This is a genomic window from Microcella alkaliphila, assembly GCF_004216855.1.
Taxonomy (GTDB): domain Bacteria; phylum Actinomycetota; class Actinomycetes; order Actinomycetales; family Microbacteriaceae; genus Microcella; species Microcella alkaliphila.
Genome location: NZ_SGXT01000013.1, coordinates 87,776 through 103,826, shown reverse-complemented (window position 1 = coordinate 103,826; position 16,051 = coordinate 87,776). Strand labels below are relative to the sequence as shown.

The window sequence follows — 16,051 nt, the reverse complement described above, 5'->3', positions numbered from 1 at the left end:
GTCAGCGGCCGGTGTAGGTGAAGATGCCCGCATCGAAGGCGTTGTACGCCTCGTAGTCGAGCAGCTCGTAGAGCCTGCCTCGAGTCTGCATGCTGTCAACCTCCGCGTCGAGGGTGCCATCGGCGGCAAGCGTGTCGAGCGCGCGTTCGATCGCACCAAACGCGACGCGCAAGAGCGACACGGGGTGGATCACCATGTTGACGCCCACGTTGGCAAGCTGCGCGTGGGTGAACAGCGCGCTCTTGCCGAATTCGGTCATGTTGGCGAGGATCGGTACGTCGACGGCCGCCCGCATTGCGGCGAACTCGTCAAGGGTCGCCATCGCTTCAGGGAAGATCGCGTCGGCCCCCGCGTCGACCAGGGCTTTTGCGCGGTCGATTGCCGCGTCGAGCCCATCGACGCCGCGGATGTCGGTGCGGGCCATGATGACGAGTTCGGGGTCGCGGCGGGCGTCGACGGCCGCGCGGATCCTCTTGATCGCGGTGTCGGCATCCACGACCGCCTTGCCGTCGAGGTGCCCGCAACGCTTCGGGTTGACCTGGTCTTCAAGGTGCAGGCCGGCGACTCCGGCGTCTTCGAGTTCGTGCACCGTGCGGGCGACGTTCATCGGCTCGCCGAAGCCGGTGTCGGCGTCGACGAGGGTCGGCAGGTCGCTCATGCGGCTGATCTGGTGGGCGCGCTGGGCAACTTCGGTGAGCGTGGTCAGCCCGATGTCGGGAAGGCCCAGCTCGGCGGCCATGACGGCGCCCGAAATGTAGGCGCCGCCGAAGCCCTTCTCCTGAATGAGGCGGATGCTCAGCGGCGTGAATGCGCCGGGAAAGACCTGCAGGCGGTCGCTTCGCAGCCCCGCGCGGAAGGCCTTCCGGCGGTCAGTGGGGGTCGTCGTCGTGGACAGCATCAGAAGAGTCCCTTCGGGGCGGCGGGAACCGGTTCGATCGGGGTGACCGTGAGCCCGGTGAGCTCGTCGGCGGTCAGCTCGGGCAGGCGGGCGGCGAGCGCGAGGAAGCGGTCGACCTCCTCGTCGGCGAGCACGCCGTCGGCGAGGGTGCGCAGCTTGTTTTCGTATTCGGCGCGGCCGAAGGGGCGGGCGCCGAGCGGGTGCGCGTCGGCGACGGCGATCTCGTCGATCACGCGGGTGCCGTCGGTGAGTTCGATCTCGATGCGGCCCCCGAAGGCTTTCTCGGCGAGGTCGAGCGAGTGGTAGCGGCGAGTCCACTCTTCGTCTTCCACGGTGGTGATCTTGTGCCACAGCTCGACGGTGTCGGGGCGGGCGGCGCGCTCGGGAGCGTACGAGGCGACGTGGTGCCAGCGGCCGTCTTGCAGGGCGACGGCGACGATGTACGGAATCGAGTGGTCGAGCGTCTCGCGGCTGGCGGTCGGGTCGTACTTCTGCGGGTCGTTCGCTCCCGAGCCGATCACGTAGTGCGTGTGGTGGCTCGTGTGCAGCACGATGCTTCTGATGTTTGAGGGGTCGCGCAGTTCGGGGCGCTCGGTGCCGAGGCGGCGGGCGAGGTCGATCCAGGCCTGCGCCTGGTACTCAGCCGAGTGCTCCTTCGTGTAGCTGTCGAGGATGCCGGTGAGCGGCTCGCCGCTGTCGGGCAGCGGCACCTCGTAGCGGGCACTCGGGCCGGAGAGCAGCCAGGCGATGACGCCGTCTTCGCCCTCGTAGATGGGGCTGGGGCTGGTCTGGCCGCGGAGGGCCCGGTCGACGGCTTCGACGGCCATCTTGCCGGCGAAGGCGGGGGCGTGCGCCTTCCAGGTCGAGATTTCGCCCTTGCGCGACTGCCGCGTGGCGGTCGTGGTGTGCAGGGCCTGGCCGATGGCCTGGAAGATCGTTTCCTTGTCGAGTTGAAGGAGGGTGCCGATGCCCGCGGCAGCACTCGGCCCGAGGTGGGCGACGTGGTCGATTTTGTGCTCGTGCAGACAGATGGCCTTGACCAGGTCAATCTGGATCTCGTACCCGGTGAGCAGCCCCTTCAGCAGCTGCTCGCCGGTGGCGCCGACGTGCTGGGCGACGGCGAGGATCGGCGGGATGTTGTCGCCCGGGTGCGAGTAGTCGGCGGCGAGGAAGGTGTCGTGGTAGTCGAGCTCGCGCACGGCGACGCCGTTGGCCCAGGCGGCCCACTCTGGGCTGACTCGCTGCGTCTGCGGCAAACCGAAGACGGTGGCGCCGGGCGTGTATGGGTGGTTTTCGGCCTGACCGCGGGCGCTCACGACGGGGGCGCGGCCGAGGCTCGCGGTGGCGACGGCGGCGTTGTCGATGACGCGGTTGATGACCATGTCGACGGCGGCGTCGTCGAGCGGGCGGTCCTGTTCGGAGGCGAGGGCGGCGAGCTTGCCGGCCAGCTGCTCGGCGGGCGGCAGGGGCTCGCTGCTCTTGTAGGTGCGCACGGTGTGCCTGGTGGTCATGGGGTGCTCCCTTTCAGGTGGGCGTGGATGCTCGTGAGCGCGTTGTGCAGGTGCAGGTGCGTCGCGTGGGCGGCCCGCTCCGCGTCGCCGTCGGCGATGGCGGCGGCGATGGCGCCGTGTTCGGAGGCTGATGCGACGAGTCGGGCGTCGTCGTCGTGCGCGAGGCGGCGCACGCGGGCGAGGTGGGTGCGCACGCGGCCGATGGCGGCGGCAAGGTGGGGGCTGCGGCCGAGTGCCTGGTCGATGGTCGCATCGAATTCGGTGACGAGGGCGTAGTAGCCGTGTCGTCCTGCGTCGTCGTCGGCAAGGGATGAGGTGGTGACGTTTCCGAAGCGTTCGGCGAGGGTGCGCAGCTGCTCGCGCTGCTCGGGGGTGGCGCGGCGGGCGGCGAGGCGGGAGGCCTGCTCGTCGAGGGCCCGGCGCAGGTCAAAGAGGGCGGTGACGTCGTCGGCGTCGATGGTGCTGACGACGAGGGTGCGGGGGCCGAGCTCGGTGGCGAGGCCGTCGTCGGTGAGGCGGGCGAACGCTTCACGCACGGGGGTGCGGCTCATGCCGAGGCGCTGGGCCTGGTCGACCTCGGCGAGGGAGCTGCCGGGGGCGAGCTCGCCGTCGATGATGGCGGTGCGCAGGGTCGCGTAGGCGCGGTCTGCCGCCGTGCCGATCTCCTGAACCACAGCCCTAATGTATACATAAATTCGTCGAGAATCGATACTCAGACCAGATTGAGCGTTTTCCGTATACACCAGCAGTAGTCAGGGTCGCTTTCGCGCCAGTGTGGGTCGCGCTCGTAACCGATGTCTCGCTCACTGCCGTCAAGCTCGATGTCGTCGTATTCGGTCGCGCCACGCAGCGACAAGAGGTGTTCGACGAGCCCGGCCAGTGCACCGATCACCCGCGGGCTGAGCCGATAAACGCGGAAGTTCTCGTCCGGTCGAACGGCGATCAGGCCGGCCGTGGTGAGTTTCGTCAAATGTTTCGACACCGCCTCCCGGCCGATGCGGTGTCGGTGCGTGAGCTCGGCGGCGATCTGCCCAGCAGTGTGCTCGCCGCTCGCCAAAATCTCGACGATGCGCCAGCGAACGGGATGAACCACGAGAAAAAGGATGTCCATTACGCGAATGTGCCTCTGACGGCACGTGCCGTGCGAGGCACATACGCAAACCGGGCACATGCTCTCCGCGCACCGCGTGGGGAGGATACGCACGGCCAGCACAGCAGTCGCCGCGCCATAGACTGGAGGGCTGATGATTGCCGCCGCCGCGCCGGGAGCTCCCCCGCGCATCCACTACCCGCCGGACCTGCCGGTGTCGCAGCGGCGCGACGACATCCTCGAGGCCCTCCGCGACAACCAGGTCGTGATCGTCGCCGGCGAAACCGGGTCGGGCAAGACCACGCAGCTGCCGAAGATGCTGCTCGAACTAGGCTACGAGCGCATCGCCCACACGCAGCCGCGGCGCATCGCCGCGCGCACCATCGCCGAACGCGTCGCGGACGAGCTCGGCACCCGCGTCGGCGACACCGTCGGCTACAAGGTGCGCTTCACCGACGAGGTCACCGACGCGACGCGCCTCACGCTCATGACCGACGGCATCCTGCTCGCGGCGCTGCGCGGAGACCGCGAGCTGGACCGCTACGACGCGATCATCATCGACGAGGCGCACGAACGCTCGCTCACCATCGACTTCCTGCTCGGCTACCTCAAGCAGCTGCTGCCGCGCCGCCCCGAGCTGAAGCTCGTCATCACCTCGGCGACCATCGACCCCGAGAGCTTCGCGAAGCACTTCGCGGCGGGCGACGGCACGCCCGCGCCCATCATCGAGGTGAGCGGGCGCACCTACCCGGTCGAGATTCGCTACCGGCCGCTCGTGCCCGACGCTACCGAGCCTGCAGGTGGCGCCGGCGGGGCGGGCGACGACGAGTCCGACGGCGCCGACGCCCCCAGCACCCCCGACGACGCCGTCGACATGATCGAGGGCATCATCGCGGCCGTCGACGAGCTCGAACGCGACACCGACGGCGACGTGCTCGTCTTCTTCAGCGGCGAAAACGAGATTCGGGATGCGGCAGACGCGCTCCGCGGCCACTTCCAAAGACGAGGGGCCCGAGGTGCCGCCACGGAAGTGCTGCCGCTCTATGGGCGGTTGTCGGCCGCCGAACAGCACCGTGTCTTCGAGAAGCCGGCCCCGGGCATCCATCGCCGCATCGTGCTCGCGACGAACGTCGCCGAAACCAGCCTGACGGTGCCGGGCATCCGCAGCGTCGTCGACACCGGCACCGCCCGCATCTCGCGCTACTCGGCGCGGGCGAAGGTGCAGCGCCTGCCGATCGAGCCGATCTCGCAAGCGAGCGCCAACCAGCGCTCCGGCCGCGCGGGGCGCACGAGCGACGGCATCGCGATCCGGCTGTACTCGCAGCTCGACTACGAGAAGCGGCCCGCGTTCACCGACCCCGAGATTCTGCGCACCAACCTCGCCGCGGTCATCCTGCAGATGATCTCGCTCGGGCTCGGCGACATCGAGCTCTTCCCGTTCCTGCAGCCGCCCGACAAGCGCGGCGTGAAAGACGGCGTCGACCTGCTGCTCGAGCTCGGCGCGATCGACAAGCGCGGTGACGAGCTGCGCATCACGCGCGTCGGACGAGCGATCGCGCCGCTGCCGCTCGACCCGCGCTACGCGCGCATGGTCGTCGAGGCCCAGAAGCTCGGCGTCGCGCGCGAAGTCATCGCGATCGTGGCCGGGCTGAGCATCCAAGACCCGCGCGAGCGGCCCGCCGAGCACCGCGAGAAGGCCGATCAGCTGCACGCGCGCTTCCGGGACCCGACGAGCGACTTCATCACGCTGCTGAACCTCTGGAAGCACCTGCAGCGGCGACAGAAGGAGCTTTCCGGCAACGGGTTCCGGCGCGAGGTGCGCGGCGAGTTCCTCAACTACCTACGCATTCGCGAGTGGCAAGACGTCGAGCGCGCGCTGGAGCGACAAGCGGGGGCCATTTCTGGCCGTCGCCGCGACGCCAGCGCCGACGGCCGTCTCGGCCGTCGGGCCGAAGCCGACACTGCGGTGGATGCGGATGCCATCCATAAAGCGATCCTCTCCGGCCTGCTCAGCCACATCGGCCTGCGCGACGACCGCGACGCGGGCAGCCCGACCTCGACGAACAAGGGCCGCGACGGCCGCTCCGCCGGCCGGGCGGCCCGCGGCCGCGAATACCTAGGGGCACGGCAGCGGCGCTTCGTGATCTTCCCCGGCTCGGGGCTCGCGAAGAAGCAGCCGGCCGCCGTGATGGCCGCCGAACTCGTCGAGACGAGCCGGCTGTTCGCCCGCACGGTCGCGCAGATCGACCCGGCGTGGGCCGAGCCACTCGCCACGCACCTGGTGAAGCGGCAGTACTCCGAGCCGCGGTGGGAGAAGCGCCAGGGCTCCGCCGTCGTCGACGAGAAGGTCACCCTCTTCGGCGTGCCCATCGTGCCGCGCCGCCGCGGGCAGCTGGCCCGCATCGACGCGCCGCTCGCGCGCGAGCTGTTTATCCGCCACGCCCTCGTCGAGGGCGACTGGGACACCTCCCGCCTCGACAAGCGCCTCACCGCCTTCCACCGCACGAACGCGCAGCTGCGCCACGAGCTCGAGAAGCTCGAGGAGCGGCAGCGACGCCGCGACATCCTGCTCGACGACGAGAGGCTCGTCGACTTCTACGAGGCGCGGCTGCCGGAGGACGTCACCGACGTGCGCCGCTTCGAACGGTGGTGGCGGGATGCGCGCCGCGAGCATCCGGATCTGCTCACGCTGACGAGGTCCGACCTCGTCGACGCGGAGGAGCTCCCGCAGGGAGACGACGACGCGTACCCGACCCGGCTGACCCTCGGCGACCAGACGCTGAGCGTTGGCTACCGCTTCGAGCCGGGCAGTGCCGACGACGGGGTTACGGTCACCGTGCCGCTGCCCCTGTTGCCGCGGCTCGACGACGCCGGCTTCGACTGGCTCGTGCCGGGCCTGCGCCACGAGCTCGTCACCGCGCTGATCAAGACGCTTCCGAAGTCGGTGAGGCGCAACGTGGTGCCGGCCGCCGACTGGGCGACGCGACTGTTGGCGGAGGTGCCCGACGGCGCCGACCTGCGGGAGCTCCGCATCACCGAGTTTCTGGCGCGCGAGATTCGGCGGCAAACCTTCACGCCTGTGGAGCCCGACGACTTCGACCTCGACCGCCTGCCGGCGCACCTGCGCATGGGGTATGCCGTCGTCGACGACCGCGGCCGCCGCCTCGCCCGCGGCACCGACCTGGCGCAGCTGCAGGCGAAGCTGAAGACCCGCACCCGCGACTCGGTGGCGCGCGTCGCGACGGCCGCGGCGCGGAGCCCCATCGAGCGCGGCGGCATCACCGTCTGGGACGACACCGTCGGCGAGGCAGGCACCGTGCCCCGCCAGGTCGAGGTGCGCCGGGCCGACACGACGATTCGCGGGTATCCGGCGCTCGTCGACGAGGGCGCGGCGGTGGCGCTTCGCCTTCAGGTGTCGGTCGACGATCAGCTGCGGGCGCACCGGGCGGGTGTGCGGCGCCTCGTGCAGCTGGCCGTGCCGTCGCCGCTGAGCTACGTACAGGAGCACCTAACCCACGCCGAGAAGCTGTCGCTCGCGGCCTCCCCATACCGGTCGACGGCGGCACTGATCGACGACGCGCTGCGCGCCGTCATCGACGCCGAAATGGATGCGCGCAGCGAGCTGCCCTGGACGCGCGCCGATTTCGAGGCGGTCCGCGACGCGGTGAACCGGGGGTTGCCGGATCGCCTGTTCCGGATCGTGGCGACGGCAGCATCCGTCTTGGCGGCAGCCCGCGAGGCGGACGTCGCGATCAGCCGGAGCTCGTCGCTGTCGCTCATGGCACCGCTGGCCGACTGCCGCGCGCAGCTGGGGCAGCTGGTGTTTGGCGGCTTCATCGGCCGCACGGGGCTCGAGCGCCTGCCGCGGCTGGTCGTCTACCTGCGCGGCATCGTGCACCGGGTGGAGAAGCTGGCCGACAACCCGGGCCGCGACCGCGCCGGTCAGTCCGAGTTCGAGACGGCGCTGCGCCTGTTCGAGCAGGCGGGCGGGGTTTTACCGCTCGCGGCGGACGCACGTGCCAACCTGGTCACGGTGCGGTGGATGCTCGAGGAGCTGCGCTTGTCGCTCTTCGCCCAGCCGCTCGGCCCGCAGGGGCCGATCTCGGTGCAGCGGGTGCGGAAAGCGCTCGCGGATTAAGCGATTCGCGGTTCCCCCGGGCCAGGCTGCGACGTCTGCGCGGGAAGGCGGCAATGCGGTTGGCGGATGTGCCGTTTACGGCACACAGCTCGATGGGGATCACTACGGTTGTCGGATGGATTCGCTCTCGAGCAGGTGGGATCGCTGGGCGCGGTTGGAGGCAGACGGGTCGAGCCCGCAGTACGCCGCGTGGGCTCGCGCGATCGCGGCGAACAACGCGCTGATCGACCTCATCGACGCTCTCCCGGCCGGGAAGAAGCAGCCCAATCTGGTGTTCGCGGCCGCGCGCTGGCACGGCGCACCCTCGGGGGCCGACGCGTTCATCGACTGGCTCAGCGCGCACTGGGCCGCTGTGCGCGAGACGGTGCTCACTCGGTCGACCCAGACCAACGAGGCCGCCCGCACCGCGTACCTCGCGGTGGCGCTCGCGCGCATCCCTGGGCCGATCGCCCTGCTGGAGGTGGGGGCCGCTGCTGGCACCTGTCTGATTCCCGACTACTACCGGTATGCCTTCGATGTCGATGGCACGCGGTCAGAACTCGTGCCCCGTCACGACGCCGGGCACGTGACGATCACCTGCGAGTTGCGGGGTATGGCCGCCCCGGCCGCGATGCCCCACATTGTGTGGCGGCACGGCATCGACCTCAACCCGGTTTCGCTCGACGACGCCGACGAGGTGGCCTGGCTCCAGACACTTGTCTGGCCCGAGCACACCGAGCGCCGCGAGCGTCTCGATCGAGCGCTGCAGACGGTGGCCGTGGCGCGCCCTGCGATCACGCGCGGCGACCTGCGCGACGATCTCACGGCGCTCGTCGCCGACGCTCCCGACGACGCGACGCTGGTGGTCGTGCACAGCGCCGTCTTCGCCTACCTCACCCCCGACGACCGGATGCACGCGGCAGCATCGCTGCGCGCGCTCGCCGACCACGTCACCAGTCTGGAGGGGCGCGATGTGATGGCCGACGTTCAGGTTTCGGCAGCCGACCACGAACGCGCGGAGCGACTGTTCGTCCTCGCGCTCGACGGCGAACCGCTCGGGCTCGCGGCTCCGCACGGCGGGCGGCTTGAGGCGCTCAGTCGCTGAGCTCGCCCGCTGGGCGCAGCAGCACGGTCAGCAGGGTGACGACGAGCACCACAATCGCGAGCGCCACAAAGCCCGCGAGCGCCGCGACCACCAGTTCGGTCACGAGTGATTCGAGACCCCCGCCCAGCGCGCGCAACGCGACGATCGTGGCAACCAGCGCAAGCATGAGAGCGACGATGACCCCGCCGGCCGAGAACGTACGCCGGCGCACGCGGTTCGACAGCCCGCCGAGCACGCCCAGAACGGGCAACGCCAGCCCCACGTTGGTCACCGACGGAGCCGATGCCGAGGTGACAAGAACAGCCACCAGGAGGGGCGCGGCGAGCGCCGTCGCGACGGCAACCAACAGACGCGAGCTCGTCGAGGCCGTGTCACGCTGCCGCGGCGCCCGCCATGCCGCTCGCAGCACGATGGCCGCGAGCGCCACGAGTCCCGCCAATGACAGAGCGACGCCTGCGGTGTCGAGCGCGGCGGGGCCGGCAACCGTCAGTGCGATACCGGTGCTCACGGCCAGTACCGCCCACGCGGTGAGCGAGGAGGCAAGCACGACAACCCAAGGAGACACAGACCGCGTCGCGTTCTTCGCCGGCACACTCATGCGAGCGAGTCTGCCATCCGACCATTTGACGCATGTGCAGCATCCTCAGACGCCTGTGGGCGCGGGCCCGTCCCCGGAACCCACGCCCACAGCATCCCCCACCCCTAGAGGAGGAACAGCGACAGCACCCACACCGCGGCGAAACCCGCGACGCCCTGAACGGCGGTGGCCGGCGTCAGCGTGCGGTACGCCGTGGCGACAGGAATGCGGCTGAGCTGCGAGACGACCCAGAAGTAGCTGTCATTCGCGTGCGACACGACCATGGCTCCCGCGCCGGTCGCGAGCACCGCGAGCACGGCGCCGATCGGGCTGTCGAGGCCGAGGGAGCCGAGCAGCGGGAAGAGCAGCGTCGACGTGGTCACCAGCGCCACCGTCGACGAACCCTGCGCCGACTTAAGCGCGGCCGACACGAGGAACGGCACCGCGATACCGAGACCGAGGCTCGCGAGCGTCTCGCCCAGCACGTCGTCGAGCGTCGACGCGGCGAGCACCGCGCCGAAGCTCGCGCCCGCCGCCGTGATCAGCAGAATCGGCGCCGAGACGCGAATACCCTCCGCGACGCGGTCACTGAACGAGTCGTTGTCGCGGCGCGCACCCCCGAGCGCGAGAGCCGCAACGATCAGACCGACGGCCAACGCGACGGCGGGCGCACCGAGCAGGCGGAAGGCGATCGTCAGCGGCGACTCCTCGCCGAACGGCGCGGTCGGCAGCGCCGCCACCGAACCGAGGCAGATCAGGATGATCGGCACGAGAATGGGCAGGAACGATACGAACGCGCTCGGCAGCTTGCCGTAGCTGGCGCGCAGTTCCTCCCACGAGGCGTTGGCCGCGATAGCGTCCTCCGACTCCTCCGGAAGCAGCGGGATGTCGGACTTGCGATACAGCTGCGCGAACGCGAGCCCGGCCGCGGCGGACACGGCCGCCACGATCAGGCCCAGGCCGATGATGAGGCCCAGCTGGTCGAGCACGTCGTAGTTGCCCGCGGCCGCGATCGGGCCCGGCGTCGGGGGCACGAAAACGTGGGTCGAGTACAGCCCCGTCATAAGCGCGATCGTCATGACGATCGGGTTAGCGGCGGTGCGCACCGTGACCGCCTTCTTCAGCGAGTTGAGAATCACGAAGCCCGAGTCGCAGAAGACCGGAATCGACACGATGTAGCCGATGATCGTCATTGTGAGACCCGGGAATCGCTTGCCGAGCACGCGCAAGATCGCCTCGGCCATCGCGATCGCGGCGCCCGTGCGCTCGAGAATCACGCCGATGATCGTGCCGAAGACGATCACGATGCCGATGTTGCCGAGCGTGCGCCCGAAGGCCTCGGTGATGGTCGGCACGATGTCGAGCGGCGCCAACCGCAGCGCGAAGGCTCCCACGAACGCGGCGCCGAGCAGCGCGAGGAAGGGGTGCAACCGAAATCGAGCCGTCGCGACGACGATCGCCGCGACAAGCACCAACAGAATGATGACGTCGATCATGAACCTTCTCCTTTGATGGTTCTTGCAGGGGTTAGTCCCGCGGGTGCGGGGTGGGTGGGGGCACCGGCGCGGTCGTCGGCGTTGAACGCCGCTCCGCCCGGAGCCCGACGGCGATGAGCGCGGCCACCCGCTGTGCGGCCGCGTGAACTAACTCGCCCGCGCGGGCGCGAAGGTCGTCCAACTCGGCGGGGGCGTCGGCAATCGGAACAGCGGCCGCGATGCCGGCGGACCGCAACTCGTCGACGCTCAGCGCGACACGGCCGGCGATGACGACGACCGGAATCCCGGCCTCGCGGGCGATCGCCGCGATCGCGCCGGGAGCCTTGCCGCGCAGCGATTGCGCATCCAGGGCCCCCTCCCCCGTGATCACGAGATCGGATGCGCGAATCGCCTCGTCGAGGCTGATCGCCTCGGCGACAAGCTCCATTCCCGGCTCCAAACGCGCGCCGAACACCGCGTGCAGCGCGGCGGGGATCCCTCCGGCCGCACCACCGCCAACCACCGACCGCATGTCGACGCCGGTTTCCGCCGAGACAACGCTCGCGAGCCGATCAAGGCCGTCGTCGAGGGCCGCAACGTCGTGTGGGCTCGCACCCTTCTGCGGCCCGAAGACGGCGGCTGCACCGTCGTCACCGACGAGAGGGTTCGTGACGTCGCACGCGATGCGCCACCGGGCGGCCGAGGCCCGCGGGTCGAGGCCGTCCAGGTCGATGGTCGCGAGGTCGATGAGCGAACCACCGCCGGGTCGCAGTTCGCGGCCATGCGCATCGAGAAAGCGGGCGCCCAGCGCGCGCAGCAGCCCCACGCCGCCATCCGTCGTCGCGGAGCCGCCGACGGTCAGCACGAGCTCGGTGGCGCCAGCGTCGAGCGCGGCGCGGACGAGGACGCCGACGCCGGCGGAGTCGGCATCGACCGCGCGCAGGGGCGCATCCGCGACGTGCGGCAGCCCGTTCGCTTCGGCCGCCTCGATGATGGCGCGCCCCGACGGCAGCATCGCGATGCACCCGACGCGATCACGCCCGAGGGCATCGGTCGTCGGCACCTCGATCACGCGCGCGGTCGTGGCCGAGACAAGCACATCGAGGGTTCCTTCACCGCCGTCGGCGACCGGCAGGAGGCGAATCTCGGCATCGGTGCCGAACGCTTCGGTCAGGCCGGCGGCGATGTGGGCGGCGGCCGCGTCAGCGGTCAGGCTTCCCTTAAACGAGTCGGGAGCGACCAGGATGCGAAGCGGCAATGCCGACGACGATGTGAGCACGTGTCGAGCGTAGAAACGGAAACCCACCGCGTCACCAGCAAAATGCCCAACTTTCTCCGCGCTCTGCCCTCTCAGGCTGGGCAATCAGCACAATCAGGGTGCCGATGTCGCCTCGGCGCGGTCCGCGAGCAGGGCGAGCGCGACGCGCGTGCTCGCACCCGGAGCAAGAATCGACCACCCGGCGCGAGCCTCGATGCGCTCCAACCGCGCGCTCATCGAGTTGCGGTGCAATCCGAGCGTCGTCGCCGCACGCGCCACCGAGCCGCCCGACTCAACGACGGCGCGCAACGTCTGCCGGTCGCGCGCTGACAGCCCGTGCAGCGTCCGCTCGACGAGGTGCCGCCTGGCAGACGGCCCCATGGCCGCGACCACCGCCTCGGCCTCCAGAGTCGCCAGTTGCGCACCGCCCACCGGGATCAGTGCAGGCACCACCAACAGCGCGCGAAGGCCGCGAACCGCATCGGTCAGCGCCCCCGCCGAACCAAGAATCCCCGAATCGAGGATGCACGCATCGGCTTCGCGCGCCCGCATCCGAAACGCGTCGACCCGCTCACCGCTCGCGCCGCCCACGATCAGCCACAACCCGTCGCCGTCGACCACGCTGACTCCGGTGCCCACGGCGCGCGCCGCGCGCAGGAGACGGGCGGCGGCAGGCGGCGGGGATGCCGGCCCTGCCGCCCCGTCGCCGAGGCCGCGCGGATCGACCGCGACGATGACCCGGAACGGCGCGACGAGCATCCCCCCAGCGGACGCCGACCGGGCCGCCAACTCGGCCTCACCCACCGAGCCGGCCGCGAGACCGGCGATGAGGTCGCGGGCGATCGCGTCGCGCGCGGTGCGGGCATCCTGATCAGACTCGGCGTCGAGGATCAGTCGCAGCGCGAGCAGGAGCAGGGTCGCCACCTCGTCGACCTCGGCCGGGTCGCCGGTGACGCCGACAACCCCCAACACCACTCCGTCGATGATCAGCGGGGCATTCACCCCGGCCCGCACCTCGTCGCGCGCGTCCGCGGCATGTACCCGCACCACCACCCGCTCGGTCGCCGCGCGCGCCGCCGCCCAGTGGGTGCGCCCCACGCGGGCGCGATCGAGGGAGGCGATGATGACGCCTTCCGCGTCCATCAGATTCACGTTGTGCGCCACCGAGGCGGCTACCTGGTCGACGAGACGCTGCGCGAGCGCGGGGTTCAGGGCGCCGTCGTCCATGCCGCTAGCCAAACACGCGACGGCCAGCGATCCAGGTACCGACGTTCCGTGTCTCGTGGATGCTTTCCGCCGGCCCCGCAAACGGGTCGCGGTCGGCCGCGGCGAAGTCCGCGACGGCGCCCACCTCGATTACGCCCGCGCCATGCGCGACGCGACCGCGCGCATCCACCACCGGATCGGCGGGACCGCGGCCCGTGATCCACGCGGAGCCGGCGGTGTACGCCTGCAGGGCATCACCGAGCGTGATCGCCTCGTCGGCGAGCAGCGGCTCTGGGTCGTGCTCAGGGTCGGAAGCCGGCAGCGTGCGGTTCACCGCGACGTGGATCGCCTGCCACGGGTCGGGAGTCGACACCGGCCAGTCGCTGCCGGCGCACAGGCGCGGGGCTGCGGACGCCGGCGCGCCCACCGGTTGCTGACGCAGGATCGACGCGAACGGGTACTGCGTCGCGGCGCGCTGCGGCCCCACAATCGGCACCGTCAGCTCGCGCATCTGCGGCTCGTTGCACGCCCAGAGCGCCTGTATGTTCGCCGTCACGCCGAGCGCGGCGAAGCGCGCCACATCGTCGGGGTGCACGAACTGCAGGTGCGCCAGGTGGTGGCGGCCGGGGGTGCTCCAGCCGTTGCGCTCACGTGCGGCCGCGAAACCGTCGAGGGCGTCGCGCACCGCGCGATCGCCGATCACGTGCACGTGGGCCGAGAAGCCCGCCGCGTCGAGGGCCACGATCGCGTCGACCAGTGCCTGCCCGCCGACGAATGCGATGCCGTGGGGATGCTCGGGGCTCGCCACGTCGCCCAGGTACGGCTCAAGCATCGACGCCGTACCGTTCTCGACCACGCCGTCGGCCATGATCTTCACGGCCGGGAGGCGGAAGCGGGCGCCCTCCCCGAGCGCCGCGACGAGCGCCTCGCGCCGGGCGACCAACTCGGGCACCTGCTCGACCCGGCGGTCGCGGTCCCACCAGAGCGCGCCCGTCACGTCGACGAAAAGTCGCCCCTCATCGAGGGCGCGCCGGTAGACGAGCGCGGTGTCCGAGGCTCCGAAGTAGTCGCCGACGATCGCGTCCTGCCACCCGGTGATGCCGAGGCTCAGCGCATACCGCTGCGCCTCGAGCAGCGCTGCGAACTCGTCGTCGGGCGTCGGGTCGGGCGCGACCGCCGCAACGAGCTTCGCGGCCCCCTCGTGCAGGGTTCCCGACGGCGAGCCGTCGGGAAGGCGCTCGATGCGGCCGTCGGCCGGGTCGGGGGTGTCAGCCTTGATGCCCGCGAGGGCCAGCGCCGCCGAGTTCGCCCATGCGCCGTGGTGGTCGCGGTTGTACAGAAACACCGGGCGAATCGGCTCGACTGCATCGAGTTCGGCGGCCGTGGGCGCGCCACCCGGAAAGGCGCTCATCGCCCAGCCGCCGCCCGTGATCCACGCGCGCGAGGCGTCGCAGCCGCGGGGCGGGTTCGCCGCCGCGTAGCGCGCGACGACGTCGAGGTACTCCGCGACCGAGCCGCCCTCGCTCAGGTCGCACGACAGGCGCTCCAACCCGCCCTGGATGGGGTGGATGTGCGCGTCGACGAAGCCGGCGTGCAGCAGGCCGCCCGCCAAGTCGACCACCGACGTGCCGGGGCCGCGCAGCCGCGAGAGATCAGCATCCACCGCGACGATGACGCCGTCGGTGACGGCGACATCGAGGCGCTCCGGCAACGACGAACCGCCCGCGCCGCGCCAGACGACCCCTTTCGTAAACAGGAGGTCGCACGGCGTGGACACGGGCGGTTCGATCGAGAACTACAACAACGACTGACTAGCTGCGCGAGCTCGAGCCCGAGTTCACCTCATACGAGGTGTTCACCGACTCGAAGAAGTTCACGAGCTGCAGGGTGTCGTTCGCGGTCGCCATCCACTTGGCCGGGTTCGCCACGTTGTACTCGGGCTCGAAGCCGAGCTCTTCCAGGCGGCGGTCGGCCAGATACTTGACGTACTGGTTGATGTAGTTGGCGTTCAGGCCAAGGATGCCGTTCGGCAGGAGGTCGTGGTTGTACGCCTCCTCCATCTCGACGGCGTCGAGGATCATCTGGCGGATCTCGGCGGCGAACTCCTCGGTCTGCAGGTCGGGGTTCTCCTCCAGCACCGTGAGGATCAGGTTGATGCCGAACTTCAAGTGCAGCGACTCGTCGCGCACGATCCAGTCGACGAGCGAGCCGAAGTTGCGCAGCAGGTTCCGCTGGCGGAACGACAGGGCCACCATGAAGCCCGAGTAGAACCAGATGCCCTCGAGGATCACGTTGTACGCCACGAGGTTGCGGATGAAGTCTTGCTTGCCCTCGGTCGTCGTGATGTCGAGGGTGTCTTCGGTCATGCGCTTGATGAACTTAACCTCGAACTCCTCCTTGCGCGCCATCGAGGGCACCTCGACGTGGCTGTCGTAGGCGGCAGCGCGGTCGATGGGGAAGGTCTCGAGCACGTACTCGAAGCTCATGCAGTGGTTGGCCTCCTCCCACATCTGCTTCGCGAGGTAGAGGTGCGCCTCGGGAGCCTTCACGTAGGGGTACACGCCGAACGCAAGCGCCTTGTTGACGAGCAGCTCGTTCGGGTTGAAGTACGACATCAGGAACGTGATCGCGTGGCGCTCCTCGTCCGTCATCTTCTTGAAGTCAGCGATGTCTTCGCCGAGCTGAATCTCATTGGGGAACCACGTGTTGGCAACGGCCTGGTCGTACAGGTCCATCGCCCACTTGTAGGTGACGGGCTTCAGGAGCAGACCATCCTGAATGCCGGTGCCGAGAATGCCCATGGTGTGCGCTTCC

12 protein-coding genes are annotated in these 16,051 nt (G+C 70.2%); 2 read left to right on the top strand and 10 right to left on the bottom strand.

What is annotated here, in order from left to right:
- Position 1: 1 nt before the first annotated feature.
- From prpB to EV140_RS03800, 4 genes are read right to left on the bottom strand one after another with little or no spacing between them, the layout of a single operon-like run.
- Positions 2-898, bottom strand: a complete 897-nt coding sequence (gene prpB, locus EV140_RS03815) for a methylisocitrate lyase (protein ID WP_130281257.1) — start codon at positions 896-898, stop codon at positions 2-4.
- A complete protein-coding gene (locus EV140_RS03810; RefSeq protein ID WP_130281255.1) occupies positions 898-2,409 on the bottom strand; it encodes an MmgE/PrpD family protein in 1,512 nt (503 codons plus the stop codon). The genes prpB and EV140_RS03810 overlap by 1 nt, the downstream gene beginning before the upstream one ends.
- The gene (locus EV140_RS03805; protein ID WP_130281253.1) at positions 2,406-3,083 is read right to left on the bottom strand and encodes a GntR family transcriptional regulator; all 678 of its coding nucleotides are present in this window, start codon (positions 3,081-3,083) and stop codon (positions 2,406-2,408) included. Before EV140_RS03805 ends, EV140_RS03810 begins: the two co-directional genes overlap by 4 nt.
- Before the next feature lie 38 nt (positions 3,084-3,121).
- A complete protein-coding gene (locus EV140_RS03800) occupies positions 3,122-3,520 on the bottom strand; it encodes an ArsR/SmtB family transcription factor (RefSeq protein WP_157985596.1) in 399 nt (132 codons plus the stop codon).
- A gap of 133 nt (positions 3,521-3,653) precedes the next feature.
- On the opposite strand from EV140_RS03800, the gene hrpA reads away from it, so the two are divergent.
- Together hrpA and EV140_RS03790 are read left to right on the top strand one after the other, a co-directional pair.
- Entirely contained in the window at positions 3,654-7,637 is a 3,984-nt protein-coding gene (gene hrpA, locus EV140_RS03795; RefSeq protein WP_130281249.1) for an ATP-dependent RNA helicase HrpA, read from the top strand.
- Between the two features lie 115 nt (positions 7,638-7,752).
- A complete protein-coding gene (locus EV140_RS03790; protein WP_130281247.1) occupies positions 7,753-8,721 on the top strand; it encodes a DUF2332 domain-containing protein in 969 nt (322 codons plus the stop codon).
- Here the strand turns inward: EV140_RS03790 and EV140_RS03785 are convergent.
- From EV140_RS03785 to EV140_RS03760, 6 genes are all read right to left on the bottom strand, one after another.
- Positions 8,711-9,319, bottom strand: coding sequence for a hypothetical protein (locus EV140_RS03785; protein WP_130281245.1), 609 nt, complete (start codon positions 9,317-9,319; stop codon positions 8,711-8,713). The two genes, EV140_RS03790 and EV140_RS03785, sit on opposite strands and share 11 nt — an antisense overlap.
- 104 nt (positions 9,320-9,423) lie before the next feature.
- A complete protein-coding gene (locus tag EV140_RS03780; protein ID WP_130281243.1) occupies positions 9,424-10,794 on the bottom strand; it encodes a GntP family permease in 1,371 nt (456 codons plus the stop codon).
- Between the two features lie 31 nt (positions 10,795-10,825).
- On the bottom strand, positions 10,826-12,052 hold the full coding sequence (locus tag EV140_RS03775; RefSeq protein ID WP_130281241.1) for a glycerate kinase: 1,227 nt from the start codon (positions 12,050-12,052) through the stop codon (positions 10,826-10,828).
- A gap of 93 nt (positions 12,053-12,145) precedes the next feature.
- Positions 12,146-13,258 (bottom strand): sugar diacid recognition domain-containing protein, encoded by a 1,113-nt coding sequence (locus tag EV140_RS03770; RefSeq protein ID WP_130281239.1) that lies wholly within the window; start codon positions 13,256-13,258, stop codon positions 12,146-12,148.
- A 4-nt stretch (positions 13,259-13,262) separates the two neighbouring features.
- Positions 13,263-15,014 (bottom strand): amidohydrolase, encoded by a 1,752-nt coding sequence (locus tag EV140_RS03765; RefSeq protein ID WP_198674340.1) that lies wholly within the window; start codon positions 15,012-15,014, stop codon positions 13,263-13,265.
- Positions 15,015-15,048: 34 nt separating this feature from the next.
- Complete coding sequence (locus EV140_RS03760) at positions 15,049-16,038, bottom strand: ribonucleotide-diphosphate reductase subunit beta (RefSeq protein WP_130281235.1); 990 nt, start codon at positions 16,036-16,038, stop codon at positions 15,049-15,051.
- Positions 16,039-16,051: the final 13 nt, after the last annotated feature.

Excerpts from the sequence above, each read along its gene's own strand:
- EV140_RS03810 (WP_130281255.1), bottom strand. The coding sequence starts at position 2,409 with ATGACCACCAGGCACACCGTGCGCACCTACAAGAGCAGCGAGCCCCTG.
- EV140_RS03770 (WP_130281239.1), bottom strand. The coding sequence starts at position 13,258 with ATGGACGACGGCGCCCTGAACCCCGCGCTCGCGCAGCGTCTCGTCGAC.
- EV140_RS03780 (WP_130281243.1), bottom strand. The coding sequence starts at position 10,794 with ATGATCGACGTCATCATTCTGTTGGTGCTTGTCGCGGCGATCGTCGTC.
- EV140_RS03785 (WP_130281245.1), bottom strand. The coding sequence starts at position 9,319 with ATGAGTGTGCCGGCGAAGAACGCGACGCGGTCTGTGTCTCCTTGGGTT.
- EV140_RS03800 (WP_157985596.1), bottom strand. The coding sequence starts at position 3,520 with ATGGACATCCTTTTTCTCGTGGTTCATCCCGTTCGCTGGCGCATCGTC.
- EV140_RS03760 (WP_130281235.1), bottom strand. The coding sequence starts at position 16,038 with ATGGGCATTCTCGGCACCGGCATTCAGGATGGTCTGCTCCTGAAGCCC.
- hrpA (WP_130281249.1), top strand. The coding sequence starts at position 3,654 with ATGATTGCCGCCGCCGCGCCGGGAGCTCCCCCGCGCATCCACTACCCG.
- EV140_RS03790 (WP_130281247.1), top strand. The coding sequence starts at position 7,753 with ATGGATTCGCTCTCGAGCAGGTGGGATCGCTGGGCGCGGTTGGAGGCA.
- prpB (WP_130281257.1), bottom strand. The coding sequence starts at position 898 with ATGCTGTCCACGACGACGACCCCCACTGACCGCCGGAAGGCCTTCCGC.